Source organism: Bradyrhizobium sp. YCK136 (assembly GCF_044570075.1).
GTDB lineage: Bacteria > Pseudomonadota > Alphaproteobacteria > Rhizobiales > Xanthobacteraceae > Bradyrhizobium > Bradyrhizobium diazoefficiens.
In genome coordinates this window covers 5,926,828-5,946,140 of sequence record NZ_CP172424.1, presented here as the reverse complement: position 1 = coordinate 5,946,140, position 19,313 = coordinate 5,926,828, and the positions used below count along the sequence as shown (strand labels likewise).

Sequence of the window (19,313 nt, the reverse complement as noted above, 5' to 3'; positions counted from 1 at the left end):
TGTCATGGAGATCGTCCAAATCGCTGCCCGGACTCGGCGATCGGAAGTGGCGAGTAACGATCGAGGCAGGCGCGCGTGTCGTAAAAAGCCTTTTATCACGGATCAACGCGGCGCCGTCGCGTTCGAGACAATCATCGTCTACATTTTCTTGGTGTCGTTCCTGCTCATGCCGCTCGCCGACGTGGCCGCTGCCAGCTTCCGGTTTATCTCTGCCTGGTCGGCGTTGCGCAGCTTCGGGCAATATGTCCAATACTACAATCCGCTCGGCCCCGACGGCACGGTGACCTGGAGGTCAGGGCTACAGACGACAGTCGCCGGTTATACGATCGGCAACATCCAGGTTAAATGCGGTGATGCAGGCGCTACCTGCTCGCCAGGCAATATTGCTTCTCCCAAGTACATCACATTTTCGACGACGGTCACTTTGGCGCCGATTGTCTTGAGATCGGTGCTGTGCCCCAGCAGTTGTACGTACACGTTGCCTTCCTCTGAACGCTTCCAGTAGGTGCTTCCATGCGCAATCTGCTCCGTTCCAGACGAGGCTCGGTCGCATTCGTAACAGTCATCGCCCTTGTGCCGCTCATCGGCGTGGTCGCACTCGGGGCCGAGGCGGGATCGTGGTACGTCACCAAGCAGCACACGCAGAACGCCGCCGACGCGGCCGCCTACTCGGGCGCCTTGCGGCTTTCATGCAATATTGCCAATGCGGCCTGCGATGCACAATCAGTGGATTATCGCGGCAAGCAATTCGCGGCACAGAACGCGTTCTGCAACGCTGGCGACACCGCCTATCCGGGCACCAATTGTGCGACGAGCCTTCCGAGCAGAATCTCGCGGGCAGTGCAGATCGATATCGGCGATTACAATGCCGGTACGTTCACAACGCCGGCCGCGGGCGTCGGCAACGCCGTTCGCGCCAGGGTCAGCCAGCAACAGCCCGCCTACCTGGCGGCAGTGCTGGGTTTGACGACCGTCAACATCCCCTCCCAAGCCATTGCGCTGGTCCAGCAGCCGACCAAGGTGTGCGCCTTGGCGCTTGGACCCGACTCGGGCGCGCTCAAGCTTGCTGGTAACCTCAGCAACAACGGAACTGGCTGCGCGATAATGTCGGACACCAGTGTTCAACTTGCCAGCACTCCGTCCTTCACCGGTTCGGGATGGGCCATTTATGGTGCAAGTGGCTGCACCCCCTCAGGCTCCTGTAGCAATGTCAGCGTGCCGCACAATTATTTCATGCCGTACGCAAACAATCCGCTCAGCAAACTGGACACCAAATCGTTCAACAGCAGGACTGGCAATACAAACCCGGTATGTCCTGTTCAGGCGGATGGGTGGAAGCATTGCGCGCCGAATAGCGCGGGGAGTGGAGCTTACGGTAACTTCACGGTGTCGAACGGGGATAAGTACGTTTTGGACCCGGGAACATATTTCTTCTACAACGCAACTATAAAGATGACCGGCGGACAACTGAAAGGGACAGGCGTAACCCTCGTACTGCTCGGAGACACGAAGCTTTCCATCACCGGGGGCACAGTTGACCTCTCCGCACCTGCGACCAACAGTTTCTCGTCGGATCTGAATGGCGTCCTGATTGATGATCAGGCTCCGAACAAGACCAGCAATAAGGTCACCATAAACGGTAATGGTCTGGTTAGCCTGGGCGGGACCGTGTACTTCCCCCACGTCGACGTTAGCTGGGCCGGAACGACTGCCAGTACCAATACGACCTGTTCACAAGTGATCGCGAAAACGCTCGACATGAGCGGTGGCGGCTACCTGAGCACGCAGGGGTGTGATCCGGCCACCATCGTTCACACTCAAGTTGTCGCGTTGGTGCAATGATGAGGAAGCTCGACAATCGCGGCTTCGCGGCCTTCGAATTTATCCTCGTCTTCGTGTCGTTCTTCACATTGATCTTCGCCATCTTCGATCTTGGACGCTATGCAATCACGATGCAGTCTTTGCGGATGCTCGCGAGCGCCGGCGCCCGGGCGGTCATGATCAACTGCTACACGCCTGCCGTGCTTCAAAGCCCGCCTCAGTCGCCGTCCTGCACCGGCGATCCCCTGTCCCCAACCGGCAAGCAGAACGCGGCGCCGTTCCTGTATCGCGGCGGTCTCTCGCCGGCGCTGAACACGACGACTGGAGCCTCCGCACTGACGGTTACGGCATCGCAGCCGAGTTTCAACATGCTGATGCCGATCTGGGGCACGGCGTTGAACGCGCCGAGCGCGTCCACCACAATCCCCTTTTAGTGGAACCAGGCAACCATTCCAGAAAGCGTCTGGATTTCGGCAAGAGGAAGCGTGAGTCGCGGTTGTCCGAACGGATCTTCCGAAAATTGCCAAGGAACTCGCCAAAGCGGGGCGCCTGCGCGCTTGTGCAGCAGGAGGGTTCCAAGCAAACGGGGAAAAGTGGTGCAGGCTGGCAACATCGGAGAGTTTTCTCAGCTGTTGCCGCAGTGCGGTAAGCCTCTCTTCTTGCAAGGAGGCTGAATGAGGGGTGTGATCTTGGAAATACGTAATAACGATTTGTAATCGGATGGAATGTAAACTCTGCGACGTGGTGCGCGGAGGGAACTGTTAGGGGCGTCGAGCACGTAGATTCGCGGGGGATTGCCGCGGATCGCGGCGGGGGGACTCGAATGGGTGGCGGTCGCGTTTCAGGTAAGACGGTAGGGGGGCTTCCCGCCTTCGGCGTGATGGCTCTCGGCGCCACGCTTGCCCTGTTCAATTCCGTTGACAGCGCCACGGCCGCAGATCGGCGCGGCTCCTCTGGCGGCGGCGTCTTCGTCAGCGAAATGAACGACGTCCAGCGGGTCAAGGTGGTCGTCAACAAGTCACGCACCTTCAAGGTCGATACGGCTTTTGCGACGATTGTCGCGGGCTCGCCTGACATCGTCGACGTGAAGTCGCTGAGCGATCACCTGATCTATGTCCAGGGCAAGCAGACTGGCACTACCAACGTCATTTTGTTCGACAGCTCGATGAAGCAGATCGGGATCCTCGACGTCGAGGTCGTGATCGACACCGGCAATCTGCAGCAGAACATCCGGACCGGCACCGGCATGCAGGGTGTTCGCGTCTCGGCCTCCGAGGGCCAGGTGGTGCTGAGCGGAACCGCCGTCGATGCGGTTGCGGCCGAGCGGGCCATGGCAATTGCTACCAGCACTGTTGCGAAAGGTGGAACTGTCGTCAACGCGATGAGCGTCGCGGCGCCGCAGCAGGTGATGCTCGAGGTGCGCTTTCTCGAGGTCAACCGGGACGCCGGCCGAGATCTCGGCGTCAACCTCTATGCGGCGAATGCCAATGGCACCAACGTCGGTATTACCGGGCAGGGCGGTGTCACCGCCGCCGGTCGAAGACCGATTGGGGGTCTCAATACCGCCACTGGTCCCCTCGGCGCGGGTGGGACTCCTGTCGGCACGCCGCCGACGGGGAGCCTGCCGGTGCTTGGAACATTGGGTACGCTCATTGGCACTGCGGGCGGTGTCGCCCCGGCCCCGTTTGGGAGCTTGTTGACCAGCATCATCCGAACCAGCAATGGCGGCTCGGTGGACTTGTTGATCTCGGCGCTGGAAACCAAGGGATTGGCTCGCCGGTTGGCGGAGCCGAACTTGACCACGCTGTCCGGTGATGCCGCCCGCTTCCTGGCCGGCGGTGAATTCCCAGTGCCTGTGGCGTCCACGGCCGGTACCGCTGGCCTCGTGCCAACCGTGACTATCGAATTCAAGAAGTTCGGCGTTGAGCTGGCTTTCGTGCCCACCGTTCTCTCGCGCGGCGTGATCAACCTTCGGGTCGAGCCGTCGGTCAGCGAGCTTGATTTCGCCAATGCGGTGCAGATTGCGGGGACGATCATTCCGGCGCTGACCCGCCGCGACGCGCGGACCACGGTCGAGCTGCGCGACGGCCAGAGCTTTGCGATCGCCGGCCTGCTCCAGACCCGCAACCGCCAGGACGTTTCGCAATTGCCCTGGATCGGCTCGGTGCCGGTGATCGGAAGCTTGTTCAGCAGCAAGTCGTACCAACAGCAGGAAACGGATCTCGTCATCATCGTCACGCCGCGCCTGGTTGCGCCGGCGGCGCCCGGTCAGCAACTGGCATCTCCGCTCGACTCCCGTCTTCCGGCCAATGACGTCGACTTCTTCCTCAATGGCCAGATGGAAGTCCGCAAGCGCTACAACGATTACGTCAATTCCGGCGGCGACGTGAAGGGCCCGTACGGCCACATCATCGCTCCTGAGCTCCGGACGCCCGTTCCACCCCCGGCCGCCGTTGTCGACCAGCCGGTCGTAAAGACCCTCAACTAGGAGCGAGAGATGACCATAAGGTGTCTGGTTCTGTTCGCGCCCTTGCTGCTCGGGGGATGTTACGGCCTCGCCGGTCATGACGAGATGGACCGCTATTTCCAGCGCTCCGATACCCTCACGATGACCGCCGGCGATGCCAAGCAGGTCAACGCCGTCACCCATACGATCCATCCATGGCCGCGAAACGTCGGTGACCGCAGGATCGCGTACGACGCTCGGCGCGTTGGCGCCGCCGTGACTCGTTATGGCAAGACACAACAGCCGGTGGATCAGCTTCCCGACATCAGCGATGCGACGAGGCAACTGGGCGTGCGGACGACGCCGACGCAGAACGTCAACATCGAAGGATTGCCGCCTGGAACGGCCAGTGGCGTATCGGTGCCGGTCGGCGGCGCACCGAGCAGGTAAAGGGGCCAAGGGGCCTGAGCTTTGGGTAATTCAACGATGATATTTCAGTGATTCCGATGGGCCGGGCGGGGACAAGATTTATGCGGCGCATCATCTTTATGCTGACCTGTTGCTGGTTGGCGACCGGCCTTGCGGGGTGTGAGACCACGCTGAGAGACGCGGCGATCGTCGCTCCCGTGGAGCCGCCGGGCGGAGACCCCGTGCAGGAGCCGACCGACGTCAAATATTATCCTTCGGACGAGCCCGTGCGGCTGGGGCTGGAGCATTTCAACCGCGGCAGTTACGGGATCTCCCAGCGCTATTTCAAGGACGCCGTCGAGAAATCGCCGAAGGACGTGACGGCCTGGGTTGGGCTCGCGGCAAGCTATGACCGCCTGCGTCGTTTTGACCTGGCTGATCAGGCCTATGCCCAGGCGATTCGGCTCGGGGGCGAGACCGTTCAGATCCTGAATGATCAGGGTTATTCGTACATGCTGCGCGGCAATCTGAATGCGGCGCGACGGAAGCTTGAAAAAGCCTATTCGCTAGATCCGGGTAACCCGGTTATCGCCAATAACCTTGAGCTTCTCAATGGTAGCCGTCGGTTCATTGAAAGGCCGCCGAATAATCAGCCATAGGTGGAATAACTACCAGCAAAGGGCGGATGCTGGTCGGATATGCACGCTAACGTGCTTTGGGAGGCTGCACGTGGCGTGAGCGGCCTCTCATCAATTGGGCCCGATCACAACATCAGCGTGACGGCTGCCGATTCGGGTGATGACGATCACGCCGTTGCGGATGGTAAATCTCGCGCCGAGTAGTTTGCGGACCTTCTCCGTGATCGGAGAGGGGAACGGGATTGTTTCTCCCGTGACGGGATCGCCGACCTTGATCTGTTCGGTCGCGGAGCCCGCAACCGGGGCGGGCTTGATGTAGTCGCGGATCAGCTGAATCTCTTCGCGCGACAGGACGAGAGCAGTTTGGTCGGGGCGATTCTCGGCCGGCGGCTTGGGTGCTTCGGTGCTTGGCTTGTCGCGGGCCTCATTGGCGCTTGCGATCTGATCGAGCCTGGCTACGCGTAGCTTGAGCGCGATGATTTCGCGTTGCAGCGTGGCGATCTCCGCTTTGAGCGCCGTGGCCTGCATCAAGACAATGGTCGCGCAGACGCAACTCACGATGACGAGAACGCTCAGCAACGCGAGCAACCAGCGCTCGATGTTTCCCATCGACCCTCCGGTTGCCTCGGGAAGTTGATCGCGTTGAAGGTGCCCGCGCCAGATGCGGCGTCCTCGCTGCATCCAATTCGCGATCGCTGTCACATGTCCGGACTCCTCCTGCCCGGAACCGAAGTGCGCGGACGACAAGGCGGGGGCCTCGTGAGGCGGGTGAATTATGGGCGCACTGTTGCCGTGATCGGTGCGTGGCTGCGGCCCTCGGTCCTCGGCGACGTGATCGTCAGCCGGTGGATGAGCGGCGGCGTGCGGATGAGGGCGGGACGGATCATCCTCCATCTGGTGATTAAGCCGGCCCGTATCCGTTCTCGATGGAGCCATCTACCAACTTCAGCGGTTGTTCCGCCCGGAGCATCAAATGAGGCGGTCGTGTTGCACGCTGCGCGTTTGCGGGCCGACGCCGCCGGATCTGCAAATCATTCCAGCATGGATATGGACGTAAACCGTGCCGATAAGCGAGCCCTGTGTCAATTGAGGAAAAGGGCAGCAGCATCGAACCGGGACATCCGCAGATGATCTCAGTCGCGCCAGCCCTGGGCGCGGGGCCGCGCACGACGGTTCACCCTAAAGACGCGCACGGCCAGATCGAGGCCTCGGAACATCTGTGTCTGTCAAAAATCAACCCGGACGAGGCGTCATCCTGCGGTTTGATCCGAGATTGGGAGAATCGGTCTCTGGTTCCGTTTCGCGTTCGCGAACCCGTGAGGAGACTTCATTCGCCCGCGCGAAGACGAAACAAATAACATCGGATTGAAACCACTTTCCAGCAACCTCGAAGTCAGGGAAACACATTGCCGAGTTAGTGTCTCAAAGTCTTCTAACCGGGAGAGCCAGCAATGCGATCTCACCAAAACCCCGCGGGTCACTTCAAATTCCTCCGGGTGTGGTCAGTCAAATTCCTCCACCCGCGAGGCAGGACAAGGGACTGTTAGTTTGAGTTTGTTTCCCGGGCAAGAGCTTCAGCGGCTTCTTTGAGCCGATAGCTGCGTCCGTCGAACTCAAGCAGATGGCAATGATGCATAAGGCGATCGAGGATCGTCGTGCTCATAGTGTTGTCCCCAAGGTATGCCCCCCAATCCTGCACGACGCGATTGGAGGTGACGATGACGCTGCGGCGCAGTTTGTAACGCTGATGGATCAGGGTCTGCAGCAAAGTGCCGGCGTCGTCGGGGATGGCGCGTGCGAGGAATAGATCGTCCAGCACGAGGAGATCGCAGTCGATGATGGTTCGCAGCCGGACCTCGCGTTGTGCCGGAGAGTTCAGGGCGTAGCGGTGGAAGAAGTCGTCGGTCTCAAGATACTGGACCTTGTGGCTTTGCAGGATCGCCTGATAGGCAATCGCCTTGGCGATGTGCGACTTCCCGGTGCCAGGTTTGCCAACAAGCAGAGCGTTCTCGCCAGCGGCAATGAACGCCAGGGTGTGGAGCTGGAAGCAGGTCTGACGTGGCAGTTTGGGATTGAAGGACCAGTCGAACTCGGCGAGCGTCAGCTTTTCGTCGAGCCCGGATTGCTGGTATCGCCGCTCGATAAGACGGGACTGACGACGGTCCAGTTCATCCTGCAGGATAAGGGAGAAGGTCTCGAGGAAGGGCTGGTTGGCGCCCTGCGCCTGGAGCACGCGCGTCTGCAGCGTGTCGCGGACACCCGACAGGCGCAGCTGTCGTAGGCAACGCTCAATTTCCGGCATGGTCATCATGTGGCTAGGTCTCCAGTTTAAGGTGAGAAGGTGCAGCGGGAGCGCTCGTGGCGCCGGAGTTGGCCGGGGTTGCGCAGGCGACACGAGCGCGGATTGCCGTGGCGTGATCGTCGTGAGCCTCGGCCTGCCGACCATTGTCGTCGGCGTCGCGCCGCACAGCGCGGCTGAAGAGGTCGCCGTATTCCGCGGGGGTACGGATCAGCGGATGATCCTGGGTGAGCGGCGATGCCGGCTGTGGCGTCACTCCAACCTGCTCGATCGCCTGTTCGAACAACCGCTCGACGGTCGCACGCACGTGCTTGTAGCGGTAGATGCGGTTGTCGATGGCGTGCGCGCAGGCCTGCTCGACCAGCCGCGCCGGGTACTTCCGGCCCAGCCCGACAATGCCCCACATCGCGCGCTGTCCGGGGCGCCCTTCGGTGTCGAACACCTGCTGGCACAAGGCCCTGGTCTGCGGTCCGATGCGCTCGGCGCTCGCCAGCAGCACGGCGGTTTGCCGCGACGGGTTGAACGGCCGTTCGCTGGTCGGCAGGACGACAGAACCGGGGTGCGCCATCCGGGAATGAACACGCAGCAGCGCACGGGTGTGGCGATCACGGATCTCGATCGTGGTGGTGTAGATGCGCACGACGACCTGGCTGCCGATCGGCGCGGGCCGCGCGGCGTAATAGCTGTTGTCGACGCGTACGGTGGTGTCGTCGCAGACAGTCCGGACGACTTCGGTGAAGATGCGGAAGGGAGCGACAGGCAGCGGCCGCAGGTGCGGCTTCTCTTCCTGGAACATCGCCTCGACCTGACGGCGCGTGCTGCCGTGGATGCGTTTGGAAGCCCAGTTCTCCTCCCAGTGCCTCAAGAACTCGTTTTGCGCCTCCAGCGTCTCGAAGCGCCGTCCGGCCAGCGCAGTGCCCTGGGTATGTTGAATCGCATTCTCGACGCATCCTTTCCGATTTGGATCGGCCACGCGCGCGGGATCGGCGACCACGGCGTAATGAGCCAGCATCGCGCTGTAAATCGGGTTGAGCTGGGGCTCGTACAAATCCGGCTTGAGGACGCCTTCCTTCAGGTTGTCGAGCACGACATAGCTGGGGACCCCGCCAAAATACCGGAACGCCTCTTCGTGGAGCTGCGCCCAGACTTGTTGGCTGGACTTCCAGACTACCCGCCGGAAGCTGCGCCGCGAGTAGCGTAGCGTCATCACGAACAGGCGGGGACGACGGTACCGCCCGCTCTTCGGATCAACCGTCGGCGCGCCCTCGCCATAGTCGACCTGAGCTTCCTCGCCGGGGAGGAACTCAAGACGATCAAACTGCTCAGGATCAGCGTGCCGCAACCGGCGCACAAACCGCTTGACACTCTGGTAGCTGGACGGAAAGCCAAATTGATCAACCAGGTCCTGGTAAATCGCCTGCGCGTTCCGCTTCAGCCGGACCTGTTCTTCGATCCACGTCCGATGCGCTTCGCAAGCCGAACGGGCCAGGCTGCTGGTGACCGTCGCTTCCGATGTCCCAAAAGCCGGTGGTCGGGGTGGAGGAATTTGGCCGTCCGCGCTCACCGAGCCGGTGGTCACTTCCCCGGGGGAATTTGCCTCCGCACCGGCCCGCAGCGCCTGATAACGCCGGATCGTCTTGCGATCGACACCCGTCAGCCGGTGAATCTCGCGCTGGCTGGTGTTGCGATCAAGTAATGTAAGTACGGTGCTTTGCAGATGTCGCTTCAAGACGTTCAACTCCCCGGCCCCTTGCTGGCTAAAGGGGTCGAACATAAACGTCCTGCCTGACCGGCTACTGCTGTTCAGCGGCGCTGACGGCGATCATCAGGTGGGGGAGTTTCAAGTGACCATACCCGGGGGATTTTGACCGACCCACGGGGCCAAAATTTAGTCGCGCCAGTCATCATTCTGTGCTGCTCGGCTTTGAGCATCGCCACTCTTGTGATGGTCGGAGCGTGGTGAATCCTTGGCCACACATCCATGCGTGAGGAATTCACATCTCTTGCTTTCTTGGCGGTTACGCTCGCGGGCGTCGCTTTGCTTGGCTCCGGCCTGCTCGCGCTGGTAATCGTGGGGTAGAGCGCGGCCCGACGCACGCTGCTGGCGCCAAGGAGTGATATCCGAGAGGGAAGCTGGCGCGCTGCCGATCTGCCGCGGCGACGGCCCCTCGCTACGAAGCCGAATTTCGTCTCCACATGATGACGCCGATCGCCATGAACGTCGGACAAGCCAGCATGTCGGCCTGGTCAATGTACTTCTGGACGCAGTACCAATCAGTGGGAGCGTGTCGGTAGTTTGGGAAGTCTGTGCGGGTTGAACGTCGTCGGCATCAATCCGGGAATTGTTTCCGGCTCCCATCGATGAGCTTGATCGACACGGCTCCCATTGACGGCGACGGTTTTTATTCGGGTTGAATGGTACGCGTCTGCCGCTTTTCATCCCGCCGCGCACGTTCGCGAGAGTTGAGTGGGGCGGAAAATGCTTCGGTGCAGAAGCGGTGGTTTTCCACTACGTCGAGACGCCGAACAGCTTGCGCACTGCTGGCAGCCACTCGCCCGTCATCGTGAACTCAAGCCCGAGCCGCGCTCCGACGGCAATCGCCAGCATTGTGATCGGCGCCGAGAGAGCGAGTGTTGAGAATGCGGTCAATCCCTGGCCAATGGTGCATCCCATTGACATGATCCCGCCTATCCCCATCAGAAGCGCGCCGCTCATGTGACGCTTCAATTCACGGGCGTCGTCGCAAGCCTCCCAGCGAAAGCCGCGCCCGAGCATGGCGGCCGCAAACGAGCCGGCGACGACGCCGGCGACCGAGCCGATGCCAAAGTTCAACCGCGCGCCGGAAAAGGTGGCAATGTAAAGGATAGTGTCGCCAAGCGGGGCAACGAAGGTGAGCGAGGAGACGCGCGCGGGATCGAATTCGTCATCCGCGAGCCACCCCGTCGCGAACCATCCGAACGCAATCGCGGCGCCGACGGCAAGACCGGAAACCAATAGTCGCGGCGACCGGATCAGCCGGCCATCCGCGAGTGCCCAGAAAGCGAGCGCGGCGGCAATCGACACGACGAGGATTGCATGCGTCGTGCTGCCGGCCCCGAACAGTGAAGTCAGAGTCTGGTTGTTGCCTTCGGCGAGGCGCACCGACAATGGCTCGATCAGCTTCACGCGGAGCATGCCGGTGATGCCGCGCATAGTCGCGAGCGCGGACAGGCCGAGCACGAGAAAGACCACGATGGCACGCAGATCGCCACCGCCGACGCGCACCAGCGTGCCGAAACCGCAGGTGCCGACCAGCGCCATGCCGACGCCGAACATCAACCCGCCGATGATCGCGCCGCCCAGGCCGATCGATGCTGTGAGATAGATCGATCGCGACAGGTCTATGATGCCGAACTCGGCCAGCGCTTGGGTCGTAAGCAGGGCGACCGCCGCGGCCAGAGCAAAGGATCTGAGCCGGCGAAAATCCGATCCGAAGAACGCATCCTCGAGCATTGCGAGCGTGCAGAAGCGGCCCGCACGGCCGGAAACGCCGAGCACGGCACCGGCGGCAAGCCCGCATGCAAACGCTATGGTCGAAGGGCCTAGCATTCCTCCCGGGGATGTTCGTTCTGCTTGTTAGACAGTCTGCGCCGGGAAGGCGCGAAAATCCAGAGCGGAAAATTACCGGCGGCGCCGCCGCACCGGCTCGCAGAACACGTCGTAGACGGCGGTGAGAATCTTGCGGACGTCCTCGTTGGCGAGGCTGTAGTAGATCGCCTTGCCGTCGCGGCGGGTGGTGACCAGCCGATCGAGTCTGAGCCGCGCGAGCTGCTGGGAGACGGTTGACTGCCGTTCGCCGAGGAACTGCTCGAGCTCGGTCACCGATTTCTCGCCCTCGGCGAGGATGCAGAGCAGCAGCAAGCGGGACTCGTGCGATAGCGCCTTGAGCATGTCGCTCGCCTCGCGTGCCTTCTCCATCATCTGCTCGAGCTCGGCGGAGCCCTCGATCTCCTTCAGCTTTGGCAGTGGCATCGTCTCAAATTCCCCTGAGTAAAATCCTTGAGAGCAGTCACGACCTGCCCGGTTCGGATCCTGTGCTGGACAGGATCCGGTCCAGGAGGCCGAAGAAGAAGGCATCCCCCGGATAACCGCGAATGCGCCCGATCTCACGGCCCTCTTTTACCACGACGAAGGTCGGCGTGAAGGCGCCGGGATCGATTCCGGCGAGGTCGGCGGGCAGGGGCCTATTCAGGTCGACCCGGCGCAGCGGCGCGATCTGGCTTTCCTCGGTCTTGCCATAGATCGGCGCGATCTCGGCATTGAAGCGTGCGCACCATACGCAGCCGGCCCGTTCGAACATGACGAGCTCGGCCGCGCGCGATCCCGTTGCGGACAGCGCGAGCGCGACAATGACTGCGAGCCAGGTGATGATTCTGTTCATCCTGCGTAACGGACCTCTGGACTTCCTTGGCGCTTTATATCATTAAATTCGCATATGTTCTAGGGATGAGACGCAATGACCTTGGACGTCACGCTGGGGGCGGCCTTTGTCGCGGGGCTGTTGTCGTTTCTGTCGCCCTGTATCCTGCCCCTGGTCCCGCCCTTTCTCTGCTACATGGCCGGCGTCTCGGTCAACGATCTCTCCGGTGGCAAGCCCGACCTGCGGCCGCGCATCCTGGTCTCCGCACTCGCTTTCGTGGCGGGCTTCTCGCTGGTTTTCGTCGCGCTCGGCTCGACCGCCTCGCTCGCGGGACGCCTCATCTCCGAGCATCTCTCAACGCTAGGCATCGTCGCCGGCGGCCTGATCATCGTCATGGGCCTGCATTTTCTAGGTGTGCTGAGGATTCCGCTGCTCTATCGCAGTGCGACGGTGCAGGTCGACAACCGGCCGGCCGGGGTGGCGGGGGCCTTCGTCATGGGCCTGGCATTCGCGTTCGGCTGGACGCCCTGCGCAGGCCCCATTCTCGCCGCTGTCCTGCTGATGGCAGGCTCGGAGGACACGACTGGACGAGGAGCCCTGCTGCTTTTCGCCTATTCAATCGGGACCGGCATTCCGTTCCTGATCGCGGCCGCGTTCACCGGTAGGTTCATTGTCGCGCTTGGCCGCGCGCGCCGGCATCTTGGCCTGGTCGAGAAGACGATGGGCGTCTTTCTAGTCGCGACCGGCCTGATGTTCTTGACCGGTCTAATGCCGGCGGTTTCAGAGTGGCTGCTGGAGCGTTTTCCGGGGCTGACCACCATCGGCTGAGCTAGTACCCACTTTTCTTGGAACGTGAGTCGTGATTCAAGGTCGGGATGATACCCGAAGCAAGAGAAGTCCACCTTTCGAGGAAAGATCGCAAGGTGCTTGAGGCGTGCTGTCGCTCACCGGTGACGTTGCAGCGCGATTTGAAGCGGGCGCGGATAGTTCTGTTGGCGGCGGATGGGCGCAGCACCCGGTCGATCGCCAAGGAAGTTGGGGTCCAGCCGCGGATTGTCAGCCTTTGGCGGCATCGCTATGCCGACCATGGCCTTGAAGGGCTGCAAGACAAGCCGCGGCCTGGCAAGCAGCCGATCTATACGAAGACGACCGACAAGCGGATTCTGAAGCTGCTGGATAAGCCGCCACCGCAAGGGTTTGCGCGCTGGACCGGCCCCCTGCTGGCCGAGGCGCTGGGCGATGTCGATGTCCAATATGTCTGGCGGTTCCTGCGCAGCCACAAGATTGACCTGGTGGCTCGCAAGTCCTGGTGCGAGAGCAACGACCCGAACTTTACGGCCAAAGCCGCCGATGTTGTCGGCCTCTATGTCGCGCCGCCGGCGAAGGCCATTGTGCTGTGCGTGGACGAGAAGCCCTCGATCCAGGCTTTGGAGCGAGCGCAGGGTTATCTGAAGTTGCCCAATGGCCGCGCCTTGACCGGCCAAAGCCACGATTACAAGCGGCATGGCACCACAACATTGTTTGCGGCGCTCGAAGTCGCCACCGGAAAGATCATCGCGACCCATTCAAAACGCCGGCGCCGCGTCGAGTTTCTCGATTTCATGAACAGCGTCACCGCGGCTTTTCCGAACCGCAAGCTTCACGTCATCCTCGACAACCTCAACACCCATAAAAAGAACGAGGACTGGCTCAAGGCCCACCCCAACGTGCAATTTCATTTCACGCCGACAAGTGCGTCATGGCTCAATCAGGTCGAAGTATGGTTTTCCATCTTGCAGGGGCAGTCGCTCAGCGGCACCTCCTTCACGAGCCTCAAGCAGCTTCAGGAACACATCGATGCCTACGTCAACGCATACAACGACAGAGCCGAGCCCTTCGTCTGGACCAAGAAAAAGGTCCGTCAACGCCGTTTCAAAGGCCGCCGTATCACTCAGCTCTGATTCCGGGTACTAGCCGTAGCGGAAATCGAGCAGTTGGGCATAGGACTGCAGTTCGATCAGGTAACGATGCACGAGCGGCCCTTCGCCGGCCATCGCTGCATGGGCGATCTCTCCACTGCTCGCGATCGCGCCGTCTATGAGGCGGCGGAACTCGCCTTGTCCGGCGATCTCGGTGCTTGCCCATTCGTTGCAGCGCTGCAGACGATCGCGGAATGCACTTGCGGCGGCAACGGTTTCCTCGGCGTATGCCTGCGCCGGCTGCTGGCCATACCGCGTGGCCGCCACCCGTAGCTTTTCCATGGCCGGCGCGATCTCGAATACGCAGTCGCCGAGATCGTAGAGGCCCGAACGACGCCTGAGTTCATGAAAGGACCTGCGCAGCGCAAGCAGTTCGCGACCGGCGGCGACATTGTCGCCGCCGTCCAGCGCGCGCGTTGCGGCCGCGAGCCGTTCACCGCCGTCACCAAGAAATTCCGCCAGTGCGGCCGGAGCATAAGCGGGCAGGGGACCGGACGCGCTTGGCTCAAGCCGTTTCCACGTGGCCGCCGCCGCGTCGGTCTCCATCTGTGCCAGCGCGATGCTTCCGGTGCGCGCATAGCTCGCCGCGCTGCGCAGATTATCCATGATCGGCCCCATCACCGATACGAAATCCGTGGGTTTGCCGGCCTCCGCGCCGAGAACGAGCGCGCTCGACGTCAGCCATGCCAACAGGGTGATGATGCAGCGCAAGATCGGAAATCCTTGTCACATTCGTAGATATGAATATCATAATGAAAGTGACCGATGCGCAAGATCCTTCCAAAGCACAAATCCCTGACGTCGCCCGGCTGGCTGACGCGACGCGGCTTTCTCGCATTGGCATCGGGCGCGGCTCTTGTCGCCCGCCGTGGCGAGGCGGCCGCTGAGCCGGCCCTTGGAGAAGATGGGCTCTATCACGAGCCCTGGTTTCTGCAGAGCTTCCTCGATCTGCGCGAGGACCTCGAAGGCGCTGCCGCCGGCGGCAAGCGCCTTGCGATCATGTGGGAGCTGCGCGGCTGCCCCTATTGCCGTGAGACGCATCTGGTAAACTTTGCCGATGCGGCGATCACGACCTACATTCGCGACAATTTCGAGGTGTTGCAGCTCAATCTGATCGGCTCCCGCAAGGTTACGGATTTCGATCGCCAGGAATTGTCCGAGAAGGATCTGGCCCAGAAATACGGGATCAGGTTCACCCCGACATTCCAGTTCTTTCCTCCACCGTCCAACGGCATTGAGGCAAAGGAGCCGATGGCACGGGAGGTGGCGCGGGCACCCGGCTATCTCAAGCCGCAGCATTTCCTGGCGATGTTTCGCTTCGTGCGGGAGCGGGCTTACGAGCGCGGCTCGTTCCGGGATTTTCTTACCACAAACGGCTAGCCGACACCGGCCCTGCGAATTTGTCTTGACGCCGCTCCTTATATTAACATATCATAATAGCTGAATTTGATGGATTGTGAGTCCATCGCAAACGAGGCGGGCGTCACCTCGCCATCAAGGGTAGGGAACATGCGGCGCTCGCTCGCGGCTGCGTTTGCGCTATGTCTTTCGGCCGGAAGCGCCTGCGCGCAGGAGCCGATCAAGCTCGACGTCGTCAATGACGCTCTGCCCAAATCGCTGACCGGCGCACCCGGCAATCCCGATGCCGGCAAGAAGGTGTTCCTGACGCGCACGCTGGGCAATTGCCTCGCCTGCCACCAGGTCACCAGCCTGAAATCCGAGGAATTCCACGGCGAGTTCGGCCCGTCGCTCGACGGCGTCGCCGGCCGCTACAGCGAGGCGCAGTTGCGCCTCATCGTCGCCGATCCCAAGCGCATCTTCACCGACACGGTCATGCCGGCGTTCTTCAAAAGCGACGGCTTGAGCCGTGTGCGCCCGGAGTTCGTCGGCAAGTCGATTCTGTCGGCCGCGCAGGTCGAGGACGTGGTCGCTTATCTCAAGACGCTCAACTGACGGCGAGGAGGATCTGGAATGAAAGCCATCAATCGACGGCAGGCATTCGCGCTCGGGGGTGGCTTCGTCATGCTGACCCTGATGCCGATGGCGGCCGATGCCGAAGTGAGCAATGACGCCGCGAAGTGGATCGAGAAGTTCACCGGCGGCAAGCAGCCGGTGAAGGGCAAGATCGCGCTCGACCTGCCGGAGATCGCGGAGAATGGCAATACCGTGCCGCTGTCGCTCACGGTCGAGAGCCCGATGACCACGGAATCCTACGTCAAGGAAGTCATGATTCTCGCCGACGGCAATCCGAACGCCGGCGTCGCGACGCTGATGTTCACACCGGTCTCGGGCAAGGCGGAGGCCTCGATCCGGATCCGGCTCGCGGCCACGCAGAACGTGGTTGCGATCGCGAAGATGAGCGACGGCGCGCTGTTCACGGAGCAGAAGACCGTGAAGGTAACGATCGGCGGCTGCGGCGGCTAGGGCGCAAGGAGAGAACAATGGCAGACAAACCACGCATCAAGCTTCCCAAGGAGGCGGCCAAGGGCGAGGTCATCCAGATCAAGACCCTGGTCTCGCACGTCATGGAATCGGGCCAGCGCAAGGACGCGCAAGGCAAGCCCATCCCGCGCAGGATCATCAACAGGTTTGCCTGCGAATTCAACGGCAAGCCGGTCTTCGCCTGCGCGCTCGAGCCAGCGATCTCGGCCAACCCCTACATCCAGTTCGATGCGAAGGTGGAGGAAGCCGGGACCTTCAAGTTCTCCTGGACCGATGACGACGGCTCGGTGATCACGGCCGAAGAGAAGATCGCGCTCAAGGCGTAATGCCGGAGAGCTTCGAGGGAGACAGCGGATGCTTTCGCGATACGTTGGACTCGCCGTTGCGATCGTCGCGGTCGCATCGCTTGCGACGCGTGCTTTCGCGCAGGAGACCGAACGCAAAGGCATCTCCGCGCCGCCTGGACACGTCTTCAAGACGATCGTCTCCGGCTACCAGTTCCGCAGCAAGGAAACGCGGGCGCTGCAGGACGACGACCTGGAGAACCCCGGCTTTCTGGCGGTGGAGCGTGCCGCCGACGTCTGGAAGAGGGCGGAGGGCAGCGAAGGGAAGTCATGCATGAGCTGTCACGGCGAGGCCGAAACGAGCATGAAGGGCGTCGGAGCCGCCATACCGAAATGGGACGACAAGCGGAAGAGGCCGGTCAATCTCGAGCAGCGCATCAACATCTGCCGCACCGAGCACATGAAGGCGGAGCCCTGGAAATTCAAGTCCCAGGAACTGACCGACATGACCACCTTCGTGCGATACCAATCGCACGGTATGCCGGTGGCGGTGAAGACCGACGGTCCGATGTCGCCCTGGTTCGAGCGCGGCAAGCAGATCTATTACACGCGCTACGGCCAGCTCGATTTGGCCTGCGAGTCGTGCCACGAGCGCAACAACGGAAAATTCATGCGCGCCGATTTTCTCAGCCAGGGCCAGACCAACGGCTTTCCGACCTATCGGTTGCGCGACCAGCGCCTGGTGCCGCTGCATGAGCGCTTCGAAGGCTGCATGTTCGATGTACGCGCCGAGCCGTTCAAGCCGCTCTCCGACGAGTTTCTCGCGCTTGAGCTCTATGTCGCCTGGCGCGGCATCGGGCTGCCGGTCGAGACGCCCTCGGTGCGCAATTGAAACGATGAGCCTGCAGGAGCATTGCGCATGATCTCTCGTCGCGAGTTCATCCAGGTTGCTGCAGCAACGGCGACACTGGCGACCAGTACCGGTTCGAGCCTGACCCGGGCGTTCGCCCAGCAGCGCCTGACCCAGAAGGAATTGCTGGCCTTCGAGCCGCTCGGTAACGTCACGCTGGTGCATGTGACCGACATTCACGGCCAGCTCATGCCGCTTTACTTCCGCGAGCCTTCGACCAATCTCGGCGTCGGCGAGGCGAAGGGGCTGCCGCCGCACGTGACGGCCAAGGAGTTTCTCGCCCGCTTCGGCATCGCACCCGGTTCTTCGGCCGCGTACGCACTGACGTCGGAGGATTTCGAGGCGCTGGCCAAGACCTACGGCAAGATCGGCGGGCTCGATCGGGCCGCCACCGTGATCAAGGCGATCCGCGCCGAGCGCGGCGACAAGGTCGCGCTGCTCGACGGCGGCGATACCTGGCAGGGCTCGTGGTCTTCGCTGAAGACGCGGGGCCAGGACATGATCGACTGCATGGCCCTGCTCAAGCCCGACGCCATGACCGGACATTGGGAATTCACCTACGGCACCGAGCGGGTCAAGCAGGCGATCGAGGGGCTCGGCTTCCCCTTCCTCGGCCTCAACATCCGCGATACCGAGTGGAACGAGGCGGCGTTCGAGCCTTCGACTATGATCGAGCGCGGTGGCGTCAAGATCGCGGTGCTGGGCCAGGCGTTCCCTTACACCCCGGTCGCCAATCCGCGCTGGATGATCCCGAACTGGTCGTTCGGAGTCCGCGAGGAGGACGTGCAGGCCCAGGTCGACAAAGCGCGCAAGGACGGGGCGCAGCTCGTCGTGCTGCTCTCGCACAACGGCTTCGACGTCGACCGCAAGCTGGCCTCCCGCGTCAAGGGCATCGACATCATCCTGACCGGCCACACCCATGACGCGCTGCCCGAAGCGGTCAAGGTCGGCAAGACCCTGCTGATCGCGTCGGGCTCGTCCGGCAAGTTCGTGTCGCGGCTCGACCTCGACGTCCGCGACGGCGAGGTCAAGGCCTACAGCTTCAAGCTCATCCCGCTGTTCTCCGATGTGATCGCGGCGGATGCCGAGATGGCCGCGAAGATCGCCGAGGTACGCAAGCCCTTCGCGCCCGAGCTATCGAAGGTGCTCGGTAAGACGGATTCGCTGCTTTATAGGCGAGGCAATTTCAACGGCACCTTCGACGACCTGATCTGCCAGGCCCTGTTGCAGGAGCGCGACGCCGAGATCGCGCTCTCGCCGGGCTTCCGCTGGGGCACAAGCGTGCTGCCGGGACAGGACATCACCTTCGAGGACGTCACCAACGCGACCGCGATCACCTATCCGGCGGTCTATCGCATGGGCATGACGGGTTCGCGGTTGAAGGAGATCATCGAGGACGTCGCCGACAATCTCTTCAACGTCGATCCCTACTATCAGCAGGGTGGCGACATGGTGCGCATCGGCGGTCTGTCCTATGCGATCGATATCGCGAAGCCGCAAGGCAGCCGCATCTCGGATATGCAGCTGCTCAAGACCGGTGCGCCGATCGATCCCGCGAGGGAATATCAGGTCGCAGGTTGGGCCAGCGTCAACGAAGGGACCGAAGGGCCGCCGATCTGGGAGGTCGTGGCCAATTATCTGACCCGACAGAAGACGGTTCGCCTCGAACCCAACAGAGCTGTCAAAGTGACGGGAGCGTGAGAAGCG

General features: G+C 62.0%; 21 protein-coding genes. 14 read left to right on the top strand and 7 right to left on the bottom strand.

The features are described 5' to 3' along the window. The first annotated feature begins 4 nt into the window (after positions 1 to 4). From ACFLEY_RS28900 to ACFLEY_RS28875, 6 genes are all read left to right on the top strand, one after another. Entirely contained in the window at positions 5 to 505 is a 501-nt protein-coding gene (locus ACFLEY_RS28900; protein ID WP_231166680.1) for a hypothetical protein, read from the top strand. Between the two features lie 8 nt (positions 506 to 513). Continuing rightward, complete coding sequence (locus ACFLEY_RS28895) at positions 514 to 1,842, top strand: pilus assembly protein TadG-related protein (RefSeq protein WP_028171939.1); 1,329 nt, start codon at positions 514 to 516, stop codon at positions 1,840 to 1,842. Beyond that, positions 1,839 to 2,255 (top strand): TadE/TadG family type IV pilus assembly protein, encoded by a 417-nt coding sequence (locus ACFLEY_RS28890; protein ID WP_060911421.1) that lies wholly within the window; start codon positions 1,839 to 1,841, stop codon positions 2,253 to 2,255. The genes ACFLEY_RS28895 and ACFLEY_RS28890 overlap by 4 nt, the downstream gene beginning before the upstream one ends. Positions 2,256 to 2,644: 389 nt before the next feature. Continuing rightward, positions 2,645 to 4,309 carry a type II and III secretion system protein family protein gene (locus tag ACFLEY_RS28885; RefSeq protein ID WP_028171937.1) on the top strand — a complete coding sequence of 555 codons (1,665 nt, stop codon included), beginning with the start codon at positions 2,645 to 2,647 and terminating at the stop codon, positions 4,307 to 4,309. 9 nt (positions 4,310 to 4,318) lie between these two features. Continuing rightward, complete coding sequence (locus ACFLEY_RS28880) at positions 4,319 to 4,717, top strand: hypothetical protein (protein WP_028171936.1); 399 nt, start codon at positions 4,319 to 4,321, stop codon at positions 4,715 to 4,717. An 80-nt stretch (positions 4,718 to 4,797) separates the two neighbouring features. Further along, the gene (locus ACFLEY_RS28875) at positions 4,798 to 5,334 is read left to right on the top strand and encodes a tetratricopeptide repeat protein (RefSeq protein WP_171901247.1); all 537 of its coding nucleotides are present in this window, start codon (positions 4,798 to 4,800) and stop codon (positions 5,332 to 5,334) included. A 90-nt stretch (positions 5,335 to 5,424) separates the two neighbouring features. On the opposite strand, the gene ACFLEY_RS28870 is transcribed toward ACFLEY_RS28875, so the two are convergent. The 6 genes from ACFLEY_RS28870 to ACFLEY_RS28845 all read right to left on the bottom strand — a co-directional run bounded on the left by ACFLEY_RS28870 (position 5,425) and on the right by ACFLEY_RS28845 (position 12,033). Then, positions 5,425 to 5,922, bottom strand: a complete 498-nt coding sequence (locus ACFLEY_RS28870; protein ID WP_231166682.1) for a hypothetical protein — start codon at positions 5,920 to 5,922, stop codon at positions 5,425 to 5,427. Positions 5,923 to 6,856: 934 nt separating this feature from the next. After that, on the bottom strand, positions 6,857 to 7,624 hold the full coding sequence (istB, locus tag ACFLEY_RS28865; protein WP_038952109.1) for an IS21-like element IS1631 family helper ATPase IstB: 768 nt from the start codon (positions 7,622 to 7,624) through the stop codon (positions 6,857 to 6,859). Positions 7,625 to 7,628: 4 nt separating this feature from the next. Beyond that, positions 7,629 to 9,386: an IS21-like element IS1631 family transposase gene (gene istA, locus ACFLEY_RS28860; protein WP_100214066.1), complete on the bottom strand. Its 1,758-nt coding sequence runs from the start codon at positions 9,384 to 9,386 to the stop codon at positions 7,629 to 7,631. Positions 9,387 to 10,121: 735 nt separating this feature from the next. Then, entirely contained in the window at positions 10,122 to 11,201 is a 1,080-nt protein-coding gene (locus ACFLEY_RS28855) for a YeeE/YedE family protein (protein WP_060911423.1), read from the bottom strand. A 72-nt stretch (positions 11,202 to 11,273) separates the two neighbouring features. Next, a complete protein-coding gene (locus ACFLEY_RS28850) occupies positions 11,274 to 11,624 on the bottom strand; it encodes a metalloregulator ArsR/SmtB family transcription factor (protein ID WP_011086290.1) in 351 nt (116 codons plus the stop codon). A 37-nt stretch (positions 11,625 to 11,661) separates the two neighbouring features. Further along, on the bottom strand, positions 11,662 to 12,033 hold the full coding sequence (locus ACFLEY_RS28845; protein WP_060911424.1) for a thioredoxin: 372 nt from the start codon (positions 12,031 to 12,033) through the stop codon (positions 11,662 to 11,664). A 75-nt stretch (positions 12,034 to 12,108) separates the two neighbouring features. Here ACFLEY_RS28845 and ACFLEY_RS28840 point away from each other — a divergent pair, with 75 nt between their 5' ends. After that, a complete protein-coding gene (locus tag ACFLEY_RS28840; protein WP_211434566.1) occupies positions 12,109 to 12,840 on the top strand; it encodes a cytochrome c biogenesis CcdA family protein in 732 nt (243 codons plus the stop codon). A 47-nt stretch (positions 12,841 to 12,887) separates the two neighbouring features. Further along, entirely contained in the window at positions 12,888 to 13,952 is a 1,065-nt protein-coding gene (locus ACFLEY_RS28835; RefSeq protein WP_026192128.1) for an IS630-like element ISRj1 family transposase, read from the top strand. Positions 13,953 to 13,961: 9 nt separating this feature from the next. Here ACFLEY_RS28835 and ACFLEY_RS28830 read toward each other — a convergent pair whose 3' ends face one another. Then, positions 13,962 to 14,681, bottom strand: a complete 720-nt coding sequence (locus tag ACFLEY_RS28830) for a hypothetical protein (protein ID WP_249163404.1) — start codon at positions 14,679 to 14,681, stop codon at positions 13,962 to 13,964. A 54-nt stretch (positions 14,682 to 14,735) separates the two neighbouring features. Between ACFLEY_RS28830 and ACFLEY_RS28825 the strand changes: the two genes are divergently transcribed. The 6 genes from ACFLEY_RS28825 to soxB all read left to right on the top strand — a co-directional run bounded on the left by ACFLEY_RS28825 (position 14,736) and on the right by soxB (position 19,307). Further along, positions 14,736 to 15,350: a thioredoxin family protein gene (locus ACFLEY_RS28825; protein WP_082756513.1), complete on the top strand. Its 615-nt coding sequence runs from the start codon at positions 14,736 to 14,738 to the stop codon at positions 15,348 to 15,350. A 129-nt stretch (positions 15,351 to 15,479) separates the two neighbouring features. After that, positions 15,480 to 15,923 carry a sulfur oxidation c-type cytochrome SoxX gene (gene soxX / locus ACFLEY_RS28820; protein WP_028171929.1) on the top strand — a complete coding sequence of 148 codons (444 nt, stop codon included), beginning with the start codon at positions 15,480 to 15,482 and terminating at the stop codon, positions 15,921 to 15,923. An 18-nt stretch (positions 15,924 to 15,941) separates the two neighbouring features. Further along, the gene (gene soxY / locus ACFLEY_RS28815; protein WP_011086296.1) at positions 15,942 to 16,394 is read left to right on the top strand and encodes a thiosulfate oxidation carrier protein SoxY; all 453 of its coding nucleotides are present in this window, start codon (positions 15,942 to 15,944) and stop codon (positions 16,392 to 16,394) included. Positions 16,395 to 16,411: 17 nt separating this feature from the next. Further along, positions 16,412 to 16,738 carry a thiosulfate oxidation carrier complex protein SoxZ gene (soxZ, locus tag ACFLEY_RS28810; RefSeq protein WP_011086297.1) on the top strand — a complete coding sequence of 109 codons (327 nt, stop codon included), beginning with the start codon at positions 16,412 to 16,414 and terminating at the stop codon, positions 16,736 to 16,738. Between the two features lie 28 nt (positions 16,739 to 16,766). After that, entirely contained in the window at positions 16,767 to 17,588 is an 822-nt protein-coding gene (gene soxA, locus ACFLEY_RS28805) for a sulfur oxidation c-type cytochrome SoxA (RefSeq protein ID WP_011086298.1), read from the top strand. Positions 17,589 to 17,615: 27 nt separating this feature from the next. Further along, the gene (soxB, locus tag ACFLEY_RS28800) at positions 17,616 to 19,307 is read left to right on the top strand and encodes a thiosulfohydrolase SoxB (RefSeq protein ID WP_060911426.1); all 1,692 of its coding nucleotides are present in this window, start codon (positions 17,616 to 17,618) and stop codon (positions 19,305 to 19,307) included. Positions 19,308 to 19,313: the final 6 nt, after the last annotated feature.

Excerpts from the sequence above, each read along its gene's own strand:
- ACFLEY_RS28895 (WP_028171939.1), top strand. The coding sequence starts at position 514 with ATGCGCAATCTGCTCCGTTCCAGACGAGGCTCGGTCGCATTCGTAACA.
- soxZ (WP_011086297.1), top strand. The coding sequence starts at position 16,412 with ATGGCAGACAAACCACGCATCAAGCTTCCCAAGGAGGCGGCCAAGGGC.
- ACFLEY_RS28845 (WP_060911424.1), bottom strand. The coding sequence starts at position 12,033 with ATGAACAGAATCATCACCTGGCTCGCAGTCATTGTCGCGCTCGCGCTG.
- ACFLEY_RS28855 (WP_060911423.1), bottom strand. The coding sequence starts at position 11,201 with ATGCTAGGCCCTTCGACCATAGCGTTTGCATGCGGGCTTGCCGCCGGT.
- ACFLEY_RS28875 (WP_171901247.1), top strand. The coding sequence starts at position 4,798 with ATGCGGCGCATCATCTTTATGCTGACCTGTTGCTGGTTGGCGACCGGC.
- ACFLEY_RS28850 (WP_011086290.1), bottom strand. The coding sequence starts at position 11,624 with ATGCCACTGCCAAAGCTGAAGGAGATCGAGGGCTCCGCCGAGCTCGAG.
- ACFLEY_RS28825 (WP_082756513.1), top strand. The coding sequence starts at position 14,736 with ATGCGCAAGATCCTTCCAAAGCACAAATCCCTGACGTCGCCCGGCTGG.
- soxY (WP_011086296.1), top strand. The coding sequence starts at position 15,942 with ATGAAAGCCATCAATCGACGGCAGGCATTCGCGCTCGGGGGTGGCTTC.
- ACFLEY_RS28835 (WP_026192128.1), top strand. The coding sequence starts at position 12,888 with ATGATACCCGAAGCAAGAGAAGTCCACCTTTCGAGGAAAGATCGCAAG.
- ACFLEY_RS28880 (WP_028171936.1), top strand. The coding sequence starts at position 4,319 with ATGACCATAAGGTGTCTGGTTCTGTTCGCGCCCTTGCTGCTCGGGGGA.
- ACFLEY_RS28840 (WP_211434566.1), top strand. The coding sequence starts at position 12,109 with ATGACCTTGGACGTCACGCTGGGGGCGGCCTTTGTCGCGGGGCTGTTG.
- ACFLEY_RS28870 (WP_231166682.1), bottom strand. The coding sequence starts at position 5,922 with ATGGGAAACATCGAGCGCTGGTTGCTCGCGTTGCTGAGCGTTCTCGTC.
- istB (WP_038952109.1), bottom strand. The coding sequence starts at position 7,624 with ATGATGACCATGCCGGAAATTGAGCGTTGCCTACGACAGCTGCGCCTG.
- soxB (WP_060911426.1), top strand. The coding sequence starts at position 17,616 with ATGATCTCTCGTCGCGAGTTCATCCAGGTTGCTGCAGCAACGGCGACA.
- ACFLEY_RS28885 (WP_028171937.1), top strand. The coding sequence starts at position 2,645 with ATGGGTGGCGGTCGCGTTTCAGGTAAGACGGTAGGGGGGCTTCCCGCC.
- ACFLEY_RS28890 (WP_060911421.1), top strand. The coding sequence starts at position 1,839 with ATGATGAGGAAGCTCGACAATCGCGGCTTCGCGGCCTTCGAATTTATC.
- soxX (WP_028171929.1), top strand. The coding sequence starts at position 15,480 with ATGCGGCGCTCGCTCGCGGCTGCGTTTGCGCTATGTCTTTCGGCCGGA.
- ACFLEY_RS28900 (WP_231166680.1), top strand. The coding sequence starts at position 5 with ATGGAGATCGTCCAAATCGCTGCCCGGACTCGGCGATCGGAAGTGGCG.
- istA (WP_100214066.1), bottom strand. The coding sequence starts at position 9,386 with ATGTTCGACCCCTTTAGCCAGCAAGGGGCCGGGGAGTTGAACGTCTTG.
- soxA (WP_011086298.1), top strand. The coding sequence starts at position 16,767 with ATGCTTTCGCGATACGTTGGACTCGCCGTTGCGATCGTCGCGGTCGCA.